This is a genomic window from Bdellovibrionota bacterium (assembly GCA_040386775.1).
Classification (GTDB): domain Bacteria; phylum Bdellovibrionota; class Bdellovibrionia; order Bdellovibrionales; family JAEYZS01; genus JAEYZS01.
The window spans coordinates 12,278-29,127 of record JAZKEU010000001.1; the positions used below are offsets into that span (position 1 = coordinate 12,278).

A 16,850-nucleotide genomic window follows, 5' to 3' on the forward strand; every position below is an offset into this window, starting at 1 on the left:
CCATAAGACACTTATGAGGGTCTAGCTTAACTGTTCATTAATATTCTAAAACGAAAAAAAGGGGTTAAAATGAATTTCTCATTAAAAAATAAAATAAAAAATAGAACAATAAACACTTTGGTCTTGGTTCTATTTATGGTCGGTGTTTCATCTTGTACAAAAAAACTAGACACAGATGGAAAGAAGGCTAGCTATGCTATAGGCCAACAAATTGGAAAAAATTTGAAACAACAATTTCCAGACTTCGATGCGGATGCACTTGCAGCAGCAATAAAAGACGCACAAAAAGATAAAAACCAAATGACAGATAAAGATATGCAAGATGCCATGATGAAAATGCAAATGGCTGCAATGGAAAAACAAAAAGTGGACGCTGAGAAGAACTCAAAAGCGGCACAAGAATTCCTCGAAAAAAACAAAACAGTTGAAGGAGTGAAAGTAACACCAAGCGGACTTCAATATATCATTGAAAAACCAGGAACGGGAAAGTCTCCAAAAGCTGACGACGCAGTAAAATGTGATTACAAAGGAACTTTGGTTGATGGAACAGTATTTGATTCATCTTACGAAAGAGGCGAGCCTGTGGACTTCCCACTCAAAGGCGTAATTCCAGGTTGGACAGAAGGTCTTCAGTTGTTAAAAGCTGGTGGTAAAATGAAATTATTCGTTCCACCAGAATTGGGTTATGGCAATCAAGGCCGTCCAAAGATCCCACCAGGATCAGTTCTAATTTTCGAAATCGAACTTATCGAAATTCTAAAGAAATAGTTTTCTAAAAAAATGGCTCGCAGCTCTTGCGAGCCATTTTTATTTTTATCTTTAATATGATAACCGATGGCCATATTATTCCAGAAAGATAATTAGTTTTTTTTCTGACCGATCAATTCTTTTACATTTTGAGTTCTAAAGAAAATCACTGTTAAAATGAGAGTGAATAAGAACATCAATGTGGACAGGGCACTGAGCTTGGGAGAAAGTCCTACCTTCATTGCACTGTAGAGTTTGATAGGTAACGTATCGCTGCCAAGTCCGTTGGTATAGAAGGTGATGAGAAAGTCATCAAAGGATATCAAAAAACTCAAGATAAACCCAGTGACAATAGCGGGTTTTAATAAGGGAAGGATAACTTTCCATAGTACGATGAGATCATTGGCTCCAAGGTCTCTCGCCGCGTCTTCAATGGAAATATCTAAACTGCTGAGTCTTGCGCCCACCGTAAGCATAACAAACGAAATTGTAAATGTCACATGGGCGATGATCACAGTAAATAAACTCAAATCCAATTTTAAAATGAAAAACCAAGATAGCAGAGAAAGAGCAAATACCAGCTCTGGAAGAATGAGAGAAACTGTAGAGAAAAATTCTAAATATTCTTTAAGTATTGATTGAGATCTTAGAAGAGCAATGGCTCCCAAAGTTCCAATCACAGAAGCCACAGCTCCTGCCGAGAAAGACACGATCAAGCTTCGAAGGAGTGATTCTATCAACTCGTTATCCTGAAAAATGGCCTCGTACCATTCTAAAGTAAATCCCTCATTATTGAGGAAGGAATTCACCATCATCATACCAATAGGCAGATAGAGTAAGATCAGTGTGAAAGCGAAAATCCATTTCGTGTAGAGAGGTGGTTTTGGTCTAAGAGCTTCACTCACTAGGCACCCTCCTTAAGAAAACTTTTTTAAGTAAAATTGGCATCAAGATTAAAATCAAAATCAAAACCATAGAAAGTGCAGCGCCGAATGGCCAATCTCGTGCTTTTAGAAATTGTTCGGTGATGAGGTTTCCTACGAGCATATTTTTGGCTCCGCCCAAAAGATCAGGAATAACGAACTCCCCTAAGCAAGGAATAAAAACTAAAATAAAACCATTTACGATGGCAACTTTCATATTGGGAAGTAGTACTTTAAATAAAATTCTTGTTGGAGAGGCTCCTAGATCCAGCGCCGCTTCTACAAGAGAAAAGTTGAATTTTTCAAAGGCCGCATAGAGAGGGAAAATCATAAATGGCAAATATGTCGTCACCATACCGTAAAGCACGAGCACTTCGTTTTGTGTGAAGGCAAATTCATCAAAAGGAATACCTAAGGATCTCATTAGACCTTGCACGGGGCCGTCGATTCCCACAAATAATCTAGTAGCATAAATTCTAATGATCAAATTTGTTAGAAACGGAATGGCTAGAGACATAATGAGCGCCGGCCTATATTGGGCCTTCGATGTGGCGATCACCCAAGCAATGGGAAAGCCAATCATCAAACAAAGAAAAGAAGTGAGAAAGGCAAGTTTTAAAGAGGCCGCAAAAATTTTTAAATAAACAAATTGAAAGACTCTCGCGTAATTGTCGATTTGAAAGATATACTGAATGCTTCCGTATTCACTGCGAGATAAAAAACTTACAAATAAAACTATAAAGAGAGGAATGATAAGAAACAGTAAAAACCATATGAATGCAGGATAGACTAATTTTTTCATGTGCCGAAAACCAAAGTTTCCTCAGGGTCAAAACTTAAAAATACAGATTGATAGATTTGAATGTCTTTTAGACCAGAGTCGACCATTACGCGCATGCTGAGCTTGTTGTCGATATCTACGCAGATCTCAGATTGATCTCCTCTGAAGATTTTTTGGGTGACTTGGCCTTTTAATATATTGAAGTTTTTGGTGTTTGGGTCAGATGGATTTGGGATATGAGCGGAAATTTGAATATTTTCTGGACGAATATAAATTAAAGCAGCGGGTGAGTCTGGCTCTCTTAAAAGTTTACCCTTAATTCTGTGCTGCTGAGTCAGTTCAATCGTGGCGTGCTGAGATGTTCTATCGACGATCTTGCCTTTCAACTCACACATTTGGCCGACAAACTGAGCAGTAAATAGGCTCTTCGGATTTTCATAAAGTTCTTCTGGTGTATTTACTTCTTCTAGAACTCCGTGATTCATAACTCCGATACGATCAGACATGATCATGGCTTCTTCTTGGTCATGAGTTACAAAAATAAAGGTGATACCTAATTTTTTTTGCAAAGCTCTTAGCTCGACCTGCATGTACTCTCGCATTTTTTGATCTAAAGCTGAAAGAGGTTCGTCCAATAGAAGAACTTCCGGTTCGTTGACGAGAGCTCTCGCCAGAGCCACGCGCTGCGCCTGTCCGCCTGAAAGAGTTTCAGGATATCTTTGACTGAATTGAGAAAGTCCTACAAGGCTAAGGGATTCTTCCACGCTCTCGCGAATTTCTTTTTGAGATTTTTTCTTAATTTTAAGTCCAAAGGCAACGTTTTCGAAAACGCTCAAATGAGGAAATAGAGCATACTTTTGAAAAACCATATTGAATGGCCTTTCTTGTGGAGTGAGCGTGTCGATGCGCTTACCTCCAAGATGGATTGTTCCTGACGTTGCAGTCTCAAATCCTGCGAGGATTCTCAACAGAGTGGTTTTGCCACAACCGCTTGGCCCTAATAGGGAAAAAAACTCACCCTTTTTGATCTCAAGGTTGATTTCTTGCAAGGCAGTTTGACTTAAAAATTGTTTTCTAATATTTCCCAGCTTTAGGATTGTAGGGCTTAAAACAGTTTCATTAACCATAGGTCACGTAAAATAAAGAGGAATGAGTAAAATGTCGACACTAAAAAATTATTTTTTACACTTTTTTTTGGCAGCAGTTGTAATCGCTACATTTGGATGTACAAAAAAAGAATCCAAAGAGGTCAATTTAGCAATTTGGGGCAGTTACTTGTCTCCAGAACTGGTGGAAAAGTTCACGAAAGAAAATGGAATCAAAATTAACGTTTCAAACTACACTTCCAACGAAGAGCTTTTGGCAAAAGTACAAGCTGGATCGAGCGGAATCGATGTAGCAGTTCCTTCAGACTATATGGTGCAAATCATGATCAAGTTGGATTTGCTTGAGCCCATCGATATGGCAAAGATCACAAACAAAGATCTTTTTGCTCAAGAGTGGATGAATCAATCTTTCGATCCAGGAAATAAATTTTCTTTGCCATATGCTTGGAGCACGGCGGGTATTGCTGTGAACAGAGCGCTCTATAAAGGCGAAATTAAGGACTGGAAAGATGTCCTGGAGAATCCCGAGCTCAAAGGCAAATTCTCTCTCTTGGATGATGTGAGAGAGGTTACAGCCATGGCTCTGAAGTTCAATGGAGCGACAGTAAATTCTGTGGATCCTAAGGAGCTGGAAAAAGCAAAAGCACTTCTCTTAAAAGTAAAACCCAATGTGAAGATGTTTAGATCAGATACTGTAGAAGCTCTAGTGCACAAAGAGATTGCGGTAGCTCATGCTTATTCTTCAGATGCTTTAATGGCCGGATCTAAAGACTCTAATATTGAGTACATCCTTCCCGCAAGTGGTGGAACAAAGGCCATGGACAATCTCGTTGTTTTTAAAAATGCTAAGAACAAAGAAAACGCGTTTAAACTTTTAGACTTTATATCGAGCAAAGATTCAAACCTTGCCTTTGTAGTGAGATCTAGAGGCGGGCCAGTTTTAAAGACAACAAGAGATCTGTTGCCTGCGGACATCAAAAACAACCCATCACTTTTCCCAGATTCAAAAACCCTCTCAAAATTTGAGAGCCTCCAAGATCTAGGAGAAAATACAAAACTCTACGACACCATCTGGACCTCCGTAAAATCCGAATAACCAAAAGTACCCCCTGGTTTTTAACGTCTATACTGCGTTAAAAATGAGTTGATTTGCATTTGATTACTAGCTGCGATCAACTCATTTTCAATAACGCTTTCTATTTGCCATACTCCCTTAGCTTTATTAACTTTTCGTCTTAACCATTCTAGGGGAGGCCTCATGAAACTATTCGCATTTATTACAGCACTTTCAATCTCAGTTACGAGCTTTGCCGGTATCGATATCGGTAAATACGAAGGAACATCACAAAAAGGTGAGCCTTGTAAGTTGGAAGTTCTGAGCTACAGCTATGAAAACGATGTTCATCATCCATTGAACGAGAGGGTCACGATCGTTGAAAATGGTACCGAGTGGATCGTAAGGCATCCGCCCGTCATCAACGAAGAAGAAGGCAAAGTGAGATTCAATCACAATTTCTTTGAAACGGTATCACCAACTCCAACAGGTGCAAAGTTTCTAAAAATGACAATCAATCACGATGCAGAACCACACGCACCAACATCCTACACCTTCATCGAAGACAATTACAAAGATGCGACAAAGTCTGTAAAAGAAGTTTGTAGCGGATTAGTAAAAGTAAAATAATTTTTCAAAGCCAAACCCTCAATTATTTGGTCATTCAAATATTTTAGTGAGCAAATAGAGGAGCGCAAAGAGCAGGGGTTTTGAGAGTTAAAGAGGGCGTCGATCTGACCGCGGTTTTTTTACGAAGTGGTTCCAATTCGCCTGTGTCTGGATTGTATAGAAATAGCCCAAGAAGTCGCGTGGCATTTCGTAGGGCTACGCTATCCTGAACTGGTTCAATAACATTAAAGTCATTATCGCGGGCTCTTTGTTCTGAGATGGGTGCACGGAATGTCCACGTGTGTTTCAAATATTGTTGTAGATAAGGATCCCCTGGAAATTGATATAAAAGCATAGAGCTCATTCTGTAGGAATTTAACTTCACAACTCTTTTAACAATGGGGTATCTGAGTTCTTTGGCTATCCTTTTAACTTCTGCAATTGGCAATTTCCAGGCTTGATCTTTTATAAAGAGTTCCATTGATTGACGATAGATATAATCATGAAGGATATCCAATGCTGTCGGGTCATAGCTAGGGTCACTAGATCGCTCCATCATTCCGTCAGATGCCGGTTGAATGTATTTTAAGCGCGAATCATTTGGAGCTAGCTCTTTCATGATTTGATCGTAATTGTTGTAGTGATTTCTTGCGACACGGAATTCATATTTGATGTCTTCATCGGAAAGGATAGGCGCTTCTGTTTTAAATTGGGCTTCAGTATTGGTTTGAGTGGCAAGTGGCGCTCCATTTTCGGCCCCTCTCGCTCCTGCAGATTTGAGTTTATTTAAAAGCTGTTGGAATAAAAATACTTGTGGATAGGTAAGAGGATCCGAAACAATTTCATAAACCCAGTTGGATTTATCATTAATGGATTCGCTTGTTTGGTTTGTTTCTACCTTGATTTTAATATCTCCAATAAGGGATGATTTAACAGTCAGTGCATCTAAACCTTCTTTGGATTTTGAAGCTTCAATGGTGCCACCTAAAAAGGATTTTGCAATGCCGGCGGCTTCTTCAATGGAGAGATGGGTGTATTCGACTTCAAGTCCAAAACGCTGTTTGCCATCGTAAGAGAAGTATTGAGTTCTAAGAGTTTTAAGAAACGAGGGGGTGCTGTCCGCCCAGAGTTGGACGCTGCAAAGAAAAATAAGTAGAAAGTATTTAAACCCAAAACCCAATTAAATTCCCCACAAAATGTAAAGAATGGTTTTATTCGATCATGTGGAATAGAGTAAATAATTAATGTAAGAGTTGTATAAGTTACCCACATGATTGGTCCTCTTGCCATTTAGTAAAATGGACTCATATTTAAAGCATTCTATTTAAAGCACTAAAGGTGGCCTATGAAACACTATATTATTTTATCCATTTTACTAAATATTTTATTAAATGCAGGAGCAGCCATGAGCCAAGAGTACAAAAAACCATCTGACAATGAACTTAAAAAACTACTTTCACCAACACAATATGAAGTCACGCAGAGATGCAATACCGAGCCTCCTTTCCAAAATGAATATTGGAACCATAAAGAAGAGGGGATTTATGTGGATGTTGCTACAGGAGAACCTCTTTTTAGCTCCACTGATAAGTTTGATTCCGGAACCGGTTGGCCGAGTTTTACCAAACCCATCGATAAAAAGCATGTTCAAGAAAAGAAAGACTCTACTCACGGGATGGTGAGAACCGAGGTTGTTTCGGCCTCGGGAAAATCTCATCTGGGGCACGTCTTTGACGACGGGCCAAAAGGCCAGCCTAGGTACTGTATCAATTCCGCATCTTTAAAATTCGTTCCTAAGAATGAATTAGATAAGAAAGGGTACGGTCAGTACCTAAAATTATTCGATAAAAAGTAAGAAAAACTAGACGCTACCATAGACCAGTTTCATCATATGCCTTTTAGACTAGGATGACTTTCATCCAGAGCTCCCCCTTAATAAATATTCAAGGGGGATTCAAGGATGAAACAATTATCGTTATTATTAGTAGTACTCGCATTTGTAACTAAGGTGAACGCTGCGGAAATTTCTATCAGCGCTTCAAATATCAAAGTTGCTAAAGCAACTAAAACCACACTCAGTAAGAGTATCGTTAATCAAAACATTGCAGGATTTTCAACAATCACGGTAGAAGATTTAGAGAACGATAAGAACATTGGAGCTCCAGCGCTTCCGGTAAAAAGCTTATTGTTACAAGGTACACCAGAGCAAATTCAAGTTGCAGTATCCGTAAAATCTGAGCAAGTACTAGCTAACGTAAAGCCAATTCCTACTCAAGAAGAAGACTGCCGTTGCGCAACTCAAAAAATCAGAAGTTTTCAATACAATGCAAACCTCTATAAGTCACAAGCTCCATACACATTGACATACCTAGGTGCGTTCCGTGGAACACCAATCACTAGATTGGATGTGAATGTTGCTTCTTACGATGCTACAAAAAATCAGGTTGCAGTAAAAACACAAATGAATGTGCAATTCAATGTTCCTGAATACTCATTCCAAGCGGGTGATTATAAAGATTATTTGATCGTTACCACGCAAAACCTAAAAAGCGGTGTAGATCAATTTGTTACTTGGAAAAAATCTCAAGGTTACAATGTTAACGTTGAGGAAGTTTCAGCTCCAACGATTGCTTCTATTTCTGCGTTAGTGAAAAAACATTATGCGGCAGGAGCGGATTTCGCGATCTTTATCGGTGACGAAAAACAAATTCCTATGCATAAAGTAGATACTGATGGTTCAAGCCAAACTCCAACGGACATCAAGTATTTCACTTTAGACGGAGCAAACGATTATATTCCTGACATGTTCTACTCAAGAATCGTAGCTTCATCTGCGGCCCAAGTTGCAACAGAGTTGAACAAATCTTCAGAGTTCGAACAAAAAAGCGCTCAAGATTTAACAGGTCTTAAAAAGATTATCGGTATTGCTTCTAACGAAGGCAGCGGTCCCTCTGACGAACAATACGTAAGATCTATCGAAAAGAATTTTGCATCCGTACTGGGTACAACTTCAACCCACTTCAACCAAGACGATTCAAGCTCAAATCCAACAGAGCTCAATGAAGCTTTCAATGGTGGAGCTTTCTGGCTAACTTATCTTGGTCACGGTAGTGGAACTGACTGGGCAAGTATGGCTAAGTGGTACAATGTTAGTGACGTTCAAAGAATGAAGAATGCTTCTTCAGTAAAACCCATCGTGATCGACGTTGCCTGCATGAATGGTGTGATTGAATCAGGTTATCTCGGATCGACATTGATGGCAGGGTTTGAGAATTCCGATGCTGCTGGTGTTGCGGCTTACTACGGTGGAACAGTGAATATCTCTTGGCATCCACCTGCAGTCATGGCTCAAGGTATTGCTTCAGAACATCTTTCTAAGAAGTTCAAGCACTTGGGTGAAGCATTATTTGCAGGTCAATTGTACTTAGCTGCAAAATGGAACAACAAAGAGCAAGTTATTGATAATTTCGAGTGGTACCATCTACAAGGTGATCCAGGAATGAATATCGAGTTTTAATCGCCATAGTATAGAGTAAAAAGTTCCTGTAAAATTATAGGACACTACTCAAGAACCCTTAAAGCAGGCTATATTGGCCGGATGACTTTAAGGGTTTTTTTATTTTCATTGATGCTTTCATTGATACTTCCTCAATGGTCTTACGCTGCAGATTCCTGTGCGACACTTTTTGAAGCAAAACCCAAAGTCAATTTCGAAGCTCAACTTAAATCTTTAGTTTTTGTAGATGAATTTAAAGCTCTGATCCTAAGAGATGCTTTAAGGCAAAACCCTCACATCCAGCTTAAAGGCGATAAATCCTACATCAATGAGGTTCTCAATCGTTGGAATTTAAAAGATTCCTCTCCTGCGCAAATAGAGAAAATTGCGCAGGCTCTTGTTATTAAGTTGGATGAAAAGAGAACTTTTTTCCAGTGGGTGCGAGAAATAATTCTAAAAGGTGACTACGTTAGAGAAGCAATGAGAGTAAGATCTGAGACCCGCAATCTTACCATAGATATCCTTGATGCAATGGATGTGCGGGGCTATTTCACAAATAAAGACTCTTTAGCCTTTAGAAAAAACCACTATAACAAAATTCAATTGGGAAAATTTGTGGCGGTGAATGGTGCATTGATGTCGGCAATTTACTATTTGACCGGCACATTCGTTCCGGCGTTAATCTATGTTCCAAAGCTTGATATCCTAAGAAATATAGATTTAGACCAAGCCGACCTCACCCTTATTCGGGTTGTAGGTTTTTATAAGGCTTATCCCAAAATCTTGCAAAAATACAAATTGCAGTTACGCTCGCAAATAGCGCTAGAACAAGCGCCGAAAGTGCTTTTCTTAAGTGTGGCGAGTTACATCGGATATAATTATTTGAGTTTTAGAGTAGAAAAAAAAATTGAAGAAGTAAGGTACTCCGTTCCGGCAGAGCAAAAGGCTTCTATCTATAAGGATTATTTTGAACTGTGGAAAGCGGATTATGAAAAACGAGAAAGTAGACCGCTAGATATGAAAAATGCCCAAGATCGTACAGCGTGGGAGACTTTCGTCAAAGCACACTATCGCGCTTGGGCAGATACATACCAGGCCACCAACGGGCATTATCCTGACCTTACTAAGGAACAGGATTTACGGGAGTGGGAACAGTTTCTGGCTTTGCCGGAGTAGGCTGTGCGGGCTTAACGGTTGTACTTTCCTCTGGAAGAGAAATCTCAACTTGATTGTTATGTACCATAACATTTGCACCTGGAATTTCTAAAGCCTTCTCTATAATTCCATTGAGAGTTTCTTGATCAAAGGAGGAGAAACGATTTGCAATAGCATTGAAATTGACCACGCCACCATACTCTCCTTTAAACATTTTACCTCTAGGGGTTTGGTATCCAAATTGTTTCGTTAACAGTATGTACCCGTGTTTTAGAACATCTCTGAGCTGTAAAGAGCCAGCGAATGTTTCTAAAACCGCACCGATAATTCCATAGCTTAAATTCACGTGAGTAGGGATTGTAAGGGCGCCATCGAGCATAGATTTTTTAACGTTGAAAGAGTTTGATAAGCCGAGAACACCACCATGGACGTCTGCCATTCTGCTGAAGTTTCCAAACAGCAATCCTCCTCCTAATTTAAGTGGACCTTTTACTTCGTGTTTATCAGTTTTCAGATCTTTTAGCGCCCAAGCTTGTGCTGAAATTTCAAAGTAAGGTGATGTTGTGATCACGCCAGTGTTTAAGTTTCTGCTGACCACTTTCCATGGACGAACCGTGACCGTGAAATTTAGAGAAGAATTAATAATTTTTCCGATAGCTTGAAAGTACGCTACTTTTGGTAGAGCTTCTAAAAAACTTGCCGGCAATTTAAAATTAACTACGAATATAAACGCCGATGGCGCCAATTTTTCTTTCACGAATGAATCTTGTAAATGATCGTCTTGGTATTTATTAAAAACATCAATAAGTTCATCGAATTCAACTAAGAACTTTGCTTTATCCTGTAATTTTTTTGCTGCATCTCTTGCATCGCCTGCCGCGGAGATGATTTCAGATCTTGTTGGCATTCCGCCCACTTTATCGGTGAATTTCTTTCGTATTTCTCCTGCTGTGAAATTTACGAGCTCTTGCTCCACCAAGGATTGATTTCCATCAAAACGTAGACTGAAAGCCTTCTCCAGCCAAACTTTCATAAGTTTTTCGGCAAGGATTTGCGAGTCATTAAAGATCTGTCTTCTTTCTTTCGACCACCATAAATCTGTTAGAGGAATCATCGTAATAAATTCATTACCACGTTGAAATCCTAAAACTCTACTGTCATAAGATCGCGTAGAAAAATCTTTAAGATCTTCTGGGGTGATTTTGCCGGAAGATTTTTTATCTTCTTTGATAACTTGAACATTTGGATCTTTAGCTCCGTTTTGAGCTCTCGTTACTTTAATGTCATTCGCATGGGCGTAGTGACTAACAACTACAATAAGTAATGCTATAAATACAGAAATCAGTGCCTTCATCGACTCTCCTTAGCGCTTCTCGTTTTTTAGTGAATGGCTTTTTTAGCGTAAGGTAGAATAGGGGGCTAAGTATTCCCCGTTGATTGTAAAAACTGGGTTTGTAAGGATTCCGTATATATGTCTTTATTTTACGTTTTTCTGAGAATTTGAGTGGATTCTAAGCAGATATTTGTAACGCACAGTGAAGTTCCCCTTTAGAAAATTTAAAGAGCTTTGATTTTTTTCTTTTCTTCAGCACTTGCCTCAGGTTTTTTACCTTTTTTGACGTCTTCCATAGAAATGCTTTTCTCTAGTCCTTCTTTGAGTTTTTCATCTTTAAAAGTATTTTTTAGGGCTGAAAAGAAGGCTTCTTTTCCAGAGACCGAAAGTTGCGTGATGGGTCCTTCAATGGGAACCCTAAAGGCAATTTCTTTTTTCTCAGAGCTTCTCAGTAAAAGGTTTCCCAGGGCTGTCACCATTTCGTAGAGGAAGTGCTTAAAACTATCAAAAACTTCCTTAGGTGCAACTACGTCTAAATTTTTAAAGAAGGCTTTTACGTAACCATCAACACGGGTTTTTTGTGTAGCCATTTCAGAGTAAACACTCAAATTCCCACGCGTGAAAGTCACCGGCCCATAGGCAAAGAGCAATTTATTGATGATGGGTAAATTGAATTCTTTGATGGTGAGAGATAAATCATAAGCCGGAATTTTTGATAAGATATCAAATGATCCTTTAATATGGATGGGAGCTTGATCCTGAAGTTTTGCGGAAAAATTCAAATCACTGAATATGGTTTTACTCTTACGCTCACTGTTATTGATATTGCTAGCTCTCAATTCAATCTGTGAAATATAAACATTTATAGGTTCTTTCAAATCATAATTTTTAAAAGCAATAATACTGTTATGAATTTTTAAATCTTCTATGTCTATCGGAATGAGAGTCACGAAGACGTCCTTCCAGCTGAGATCCTCTTCCATTCCACTTTGCGTATTATTTTTTGTTCCGTCTAAGAAAGTAATTTCTGCTTTGTTGATGTTAAGATCACCAAGCAGGCGACCTTTAAACAAAGCACGCCAAGCTAAAGACACGTCAATGAGATCTGCTTTGATGAGCGGGTCTAATTTCTTTTTTTGGTCTTCGCGATATTTTTCAATGACGAAGCCTTCGAATTGATAAGCGCCTCTTAATATAGAGAGATCAAAATCTTCAATGCGTCCGGTGTAGGGTAGAATTTTATCTTTGAGATACCAATTCACCGCATATTTTCCAATCATAGGCAAAGTTACTCTAATCAATATTAAAGCAAACAGTATGTAGAGTAGTGATGTAGGAATTTTAAAAATATTTTTTTTGAACATAATCTAATTTAGTCTAAATGACTTCGACGATAATATTTATTTGAAAATGAGTTGTGTTGTTTTCTACACAACCACCTGAAATTAAAGGATATTTTTTAATGTCAATTTTAACGTGATTGTTTTTTTTCTCTACACACCCTGAATATTTTTTTAGCTAGATCGAAATTTTGAGATGAGATCAATCAGACTCTATTTTTAGTTGGAACGATCATTGCTCTAGTGGATCCGGTCACGATGACACAGCCTTAAGGGAAAATTTTTTAACCAACCTCTATAAAAGGAGAATGAAATGAAAACGAGTATTAAGCTTGTCACTGCATTTGCTGCACTGGCCACTCTTTCAACCTCAACTGTATTTGCCCAATCCAAGTCCGATGAGTGGAAGCTGAATAAACCACATTGGGAAAAGCCACAATTATCATTGAGTGGTGGAGGCACCGCCGTGTATGCAACAAGTTCTACAGATTCTGCTATTGACGACATCGAAAATTTCGATGAGCTCGGTGGAAAAATTAGAATTAGAGATTTGAATTTATCAGCGGAAGCGACCATGAGTATTTTTTCCGGAAAATTAACTCTAGAAGAAAACACGAATGATTTGTCTGTAGATGCAACTACATTAAAAGATAAAGTCAGAGATCTATTGGTGGGCGTGAATCTTGTGGAAAATAAATTGTATGTTTATGCAGGTAAAACAGATATCCCTTTTGGTGCCGATCAATCGGATGACGCAGAAAGTGACGTCACTAAATTGAATGAACAGTTAGAAAGACGTGCGATTGTTGCTGTGAAGGTGACGCCGGCTTTTGCGAAACAAGTATTTAACACCGCCGTAAAATTAGAATCTATCGAAGTGGCTAGATCTGCAAGTGCCTCAAGTCGTAGTGATGTGAGATTCAACGACAAGCTAGATACTTCTTCGGCAAGAGTTATCGCTACAATTGGTAAAGTTCTTACGCAAGCTTCTTATATGAGAACTGATCGTGCAGAGTATCGTGCTTCATTGTCAGCAGCCAGAGCTTTTGCTCCGGAAATTGTAGGTCCATTTGAAATTTACACTGAATTCCAAATCCTCCGTCATAGTCCATATACTGGAGATATCAATGTGGGAACTATTGGAGCAACAAAAGCTCTACCAACTCAAAGCGGAAAATGGTCTGTAGGTGCGGATTATTCTAGAATTCAAGCGGCAGGTACAAGCGCTAACGCCAGAAATGCCGGATCTGGATCTGTGAAGTACCAACTCAATAAAATGGTCAGCGTTCAAACTGGATTGCGTTCTCACGCGTTAGCAGCTCCTGGAGTTGTATCGCCAGTAAAAGATACGAATGCGTTTGTTGAAGTTAAGGTTCAAACTCAGCCAAGAGCAGAATTAGGTTCTATGGGTAAAGATAAAAAAGATGCTGATGGTCAGATTTTAAGAGATCAAGCAGCAGCCATGAGAGCTAAATAATATTGTAATCAAGTAAGAGTAGATCTTTGATCCCCCTTGAAGATCAAAATTTACTAGAAGCCGAAGGAGTAGCCCCTTCGGCTTCAATTTTTTAAGCATCCTCAATAAATCATTAATATCAAAAGCAATATAGTAGAGTAGATGCTCATATAAGTATCAATCGCAGTAACAATTTCAGTCGATGACCCCTTTCATTTTAAAAAATATATAGAGTCTATTCAATGACACTTGATTCTTTGCTGCGATAGAGACCTAATATCTATTACTTTGTCTATTGCTTCAAAACGTAGGCAAAGAGTACGAGAGGGGTTTTCGTGAAAAAACTTGGTTTGCATATTCTAGGGGCAGTATTGTTATCGTCGATTCCGATGCATACAGCTTTTGCGATCAAAAAAAGAAAATACTACGAGTGTTATTCAGACAAAAAAATTTCTCAGAATTATAAAAATAAATCTAAAGCTCTGACTGTTTCAGAATATACAGCGGTAGTAAGAGAAATTGACGAGAAAAAAGCTTACTTTACAGCAAAAAGAAATTTTATCGCAAACAATAAAGAATTGAGAACAGAAACCCTTTCTACGGGTGAAGCGCACGTACAGCATACTGGCAATTATCTTACGGTCCAAGCATTAGAATGGGCTTTGGCTATTGCTCCTGAAAAAAAACGCGCCAGTCTTTATAGCTCAAATCCTGATCTCAATGAAATCCCTATGTTTTGCTTGTCTCAACAAGTAAACTGAGTAAACATAAGTAATGCTTGAGAATCTCAAACATTACTTTTCACGGTGGAAAGAATCTAAAAATTATAAGCATGATCTAGATGCTTTATTAGGTAAGGCCAACCCAGAGAATCCTCTTCACGAAAGATTGGATTGGGCGGTGGACCTTATGCAGTGGGTAAGGTACAAAAGACCCACTCAAGACGATTATTCAGAAATCAAACATATCAAAGTCCCGACAGCAAGGCTCAGATTTCTTCTAATGGTGCTCGAGCGCCGCACAGATTGGAAAGTGAGTGTTGCAAAAACTCTAAGATCAATCATTCATGATGTTCCTGCGATGGAACTTTTTGCTGAGATCGGCCTCCCTCAAGAATTGGGTTTGATGGGAGAGTTTACCAGCAGATTCTTCAACAAGATCATGCCAGAAAGACCACTCAGTGAAGGCATGGGGCAGCTATTCAGCGCACTTTTTCCTCACGATTATGATCCGGAGTGGATGGCATCATTGGATCCACAGGTGATGGGCAAGTTGATTGAGCTTTTCTTCTATGAAGTCGCTCCTGAAGAAAAGAATTGGAATCGATTGCAATTAGATATCGAGGAAGCACTTTTGAGTTTGGTGGCACAGGTGAGTGCGACAGGCTTAAATTCGATGATTCGAAAGAGAATGGGACAAAAGAGCTTTAGAGAAATTCCATTTTTTAAATTGAGCCGCCAGTTAGATGAGCTTTTAGATGTTTATGAACTTGGTGATCGTGCGCTTTTTTTAGTGAAAGCCAAAGAATTTAGAAAGCTTATTTGGAATTGCATCAACGCCCTGAGGGAAGTCTATAAACATCTCAACCGATATGGTGTGAGTGTTTCTATTGTTTATCACGTGGAAGCAGCTCAGTCGAAACTCAAGCGTACCGATGATCTGATTGGTTTTTTGATGTTCGAAGAATTGGACATTGAGCTTTTGATGTATTTTCTGATTCAATTGGTGCAAGAAAACCAAGAAAGAAAAAGTTTAAAAGCACTTTTCAACCAAAATACAAGATTACTTGCCAGAAAGATTGTGGATCGCTCAGCTGAAACGGGTGAACACTATATCACTCGCGATAAAAGTGAATACCAGTCTATGTTTAAGAAAGCTGCAGGCGGTGGTGCCTATACGGCAATGACGGTTTACTTAAAATTTTTAATTGTAAGCTTTCATATGCCGCTTTTTATGGAAGGTTTTGTAGCTTCCCTCAATTATTCAATCAGTTTTATTGCGATCCAGTTGAGTGGATTTACGTTGGCGACAAAACAGCCTTCGATGACCGCTTCAGCACTTGCTGCAAAAATGCAATTTATCGATACCGGTGAGTCTGTCGAAGTCTTGATTGATGAGATTGTTCATTTGGTGAGGTCTCAGGTAGCGGGAGTTTTAGGTAATGTGGGAATTGTGATCCCGGTGGTTTTAATTATCGATACGGCGGTTTACTTGATATCTGGTCACCATTTGATCGGAGAAGAAAAGGCTAAGGGAATTATCGATTCTACCAATATATTTGGTCCTACAATTATTTACGGTGCTTTTACTGGAGTTTTATTGTGGTTCTCAAGTATCTTCGCTGGGTGGATGGACAATTGGTTTGTATTCAACAATATGAAAACCACGATCATGTATAATCGCAGAATGAATTTTATCTTCGGGCTGGACGCTTGTAAAAGTGTGGCCAGTTATTTTGAAAAAAACATTTCGGCATTGGCAGCAAGCATTTCCTTGGGATTTTTGTTGGGGTTTGTTCCAGAGCTTATGAAGTTTTTAGGATTGGGATTGGACGTGAGGCACGTTACGCTTTCTTCGGGCTCACTGGCAGCTGCGGTTCCTCAGTATGGACTTGAAGTCTTTCATATGAAGGAATTCTGGTTTGCGGTAGCTGGCATCATACTGATTGCTTTTTTAAATTTGGGTGTAAGTTTTGCGCTGGCACTGTTGACAGCAATCAAATCTAGAAATATTAAATCCATTCAGAGAGAAAACATTTATAAATCATTATGGAGCAGATTCAAAAAGAAGCCTCTTAGCTTCTTTTATCCTGTAGAAAATAAATTAGTGATTGCCGAGAAAAAAGAATAG

15 protein-coding genes are annotated in these 16,850 nt (G+C 38.9%); 9 read left to right on the plus strand and 6 right to left on the minus strand.

Translation table 11 applies throughout. The features are described from left to right. The first annotated feature begins 69 nt into the window (after positions 1–69). Complete coding sequence (locus V4596_00045; protein ID MES2767505.1) at positions 70–768, plus strand: FKBP-type peptidyl-prolyl cis-trans isomerase; 699 nt, start codon at positions 70–72, stop codon at positions 766–768. Positions 769–860: 92 nt separating this feature from the next. On the opposite strand, the gene V4596_00050 is transcribed toward V4596_00045, so the two are convergent. From V4596_00050 to V4596_00060, 3 genes are read right to left on the minus strand one after another with little or no spacing between them, the layout of a single operon-like run. Continuing rightward, positions 861–1,652 (minus strand): ABC transporter permease, encoded by a 792-nt coding sequence (locus V4596_00050; GenBank protein ID MES2767506.1) that lies wholly within the window; start codon positions 1,650–1,652, stop codon positions 861–863. Then, positions 1,645–2,472 (minus strand): ABC transporter permease, encoded by an 828-nt coding sequence (locus V4596_00055; GenBank protein ID MES2767507.1) that lies wholly within the window; start codon positions 2,470–2,472, stop codon positions 1,645–1,647. The genes V4596_00050 and V4596_00055 overlap by 8 nt, the downstream gene beginning before the upstream one ends. Next, positions 2,469–3,578 carry an ABC transporter ATP-binding protein gene (locus tag V4596_00060; protein ID MES2767508.1) on the minus strand — a complete coding sequence of 370 codons (1,110 nt, stop codon included), beginning with the start codon at positions 3,576–3,578 and terminating at the stop codon, positions 2,469–2,471. The genes V4596_00055 and V4596_00060 overlap by 4 nt, the downstream gene beginning before the upstream one ends. Before the next feature lie 31 nt (positions 3,579–3,609). Here V4596_00060 and V4596_00065 point away from each other — a divergent pair, with 31 nt between their 5' ends. Next, positions 3,610–4,653: a spermidine/putrescine ABC transporter substrate-binding protein gene (locus V4596_00065; protein MES2767509.1), complete on the plus strand. Its 1,044-nt coding sequence runs from the start codon at positions 3,610–3,612 to the stop codon at positions 4,651–4,653. Positions 4,654–4,815: 162 nt separating this feature from the next. Further along, positions 4,816–5,241 (plus strand): hypothetical protein, encoded by a 426-nt coding sequence (locus V4596_00070; GenBank protein MES2767510.1) that lies wholly within the window; start codon positions 4,816–4,818, stop codon positions 5,239–5,241. A 43-nt stretch (positions 5,242–5,284) separates the two neighbouring features. On the opposite strand, the gene V4596_00075 is transcribed toward V4596_00070, so the two are convergent. After that, positions 5,285–6,400, minus strand: coding sequence for an amidoligase family protein (locus V4596_00075; protein ID MES2767511.1), 1,116 nt, complete (start codon positions 6,398–6,400; stop codon positions 5,285–5,287). 165 nt (positions 6,401–6,565) lie between these two features. On the opposite strand from V4596_00075, the gene msrB reads away from it, so the two are divergent. From msrB to V4596_00090, 3 genes are all read left to right on the plus strand, one after another. After that, positions 6,566–7,075: a peptide-methionine (R)-S-oxide reductase MsrB gene (msrB, locus tag V4596_00080; protein MES2767512.1), complete on the plus strand. Its 510-nt coding sequence runs from the start codon at positions 6,566–6,568 to the stop codon at positions 7,073–7,075. A 105-nt stretch (positions 7,076–7,180) separates the two neighbouring features. After that, positions 7,181–8,737, plus strand: a complete 1,557-nt coding sequence (locus tag V4596_00085; GenBank protein ID MES2767513.1) for a C25 family cysteine peptidase — start codon at positions 7,181–7,183, stop codon at positions 8,735–8,737. Between the two features lie 111 nt (positions 8,738–8,848). Next, positions 8,849–9,892 carry a hypothetical protein gene (locus tag V4596_00090; GenBank protein MES2767514.1) on the plus strand — a complete coding sequence of 348 codons (1,044 nt, stop codon included), beginning with the start codon at positions 8,849–8,851 and terminating at the stop codon, positions 9,890–9,892. On the opposite strand, the gene V4596_00095 is transcribed toward V4596_00090, so the two are convergent. Continuing rightward, a complete protein-coding gene (locus tag V4596_00095) occupies positions 9,840–11,225 on the minus strand; it encodes a hypothetical protein (GenBank protein ID MES2767515.1) in 1,386 nt (461 codons plus the stop codon). The genes V4596_00090 and V4596_00095 overlap by 53 nt on opposite strands. Positions 11,226–11,428: 203 nt before the next feature. Further along, the gene (locus V4596_00100) at positions 11,429–12,568 is read right to left on the minus strand and encodes a DUF748 domain-containing protein (protein MES2767516.1); all 1,140 of its coding nucleotides are present in this window, start codon (positions 12,566–12,568) and stop codon (positions 11,429–11,431) included. Between the two features lie 289 nt (positions 12,569–12,857). Here V4596_00100 and V4596_00105 point away from each other — a divergent pair, with 289 nt between their 5' ends. The 3 genes from V4596_00105 (at position 12,858) to V4596_00115 (ending at position 16,850) form a co-directional block, all read left to right on the plus strand. Continuing rightward, positions 12,858–14,021, plus strand: coding sequence for a hypothetical protein (locus V4596_00105; protein MES2767517.1), 1,164 nt, complete (start codon positions 12,858–12,860; stop codon positions 14,019–14,021). A gap of 314 nt (positions 14,022–14,335) precedes the next feature. Beyond that, the gene (locus V4596_00110; protein ID MES2767518.1) at positions 14,336–14,761 is read left to right on the plus strand and encodes a hypothetical protein; all 426 of its coding nucleotides are present in this window, start codon (positions 14,336–14,338) and stop codon (positions 14,759–14,761) included. Positions 14,762–14,774: 13 nt separating this feature from the next. Further along, on the plus strand, positions 14,775–16,850 hold the full coding sequence (locus V4596_00115) for a site-specific recombinase (protein ID MES2767519.1): 2,076 nt from the start codon (positions 14,775–14,777) through the stop codon (positions 16,848–16,850).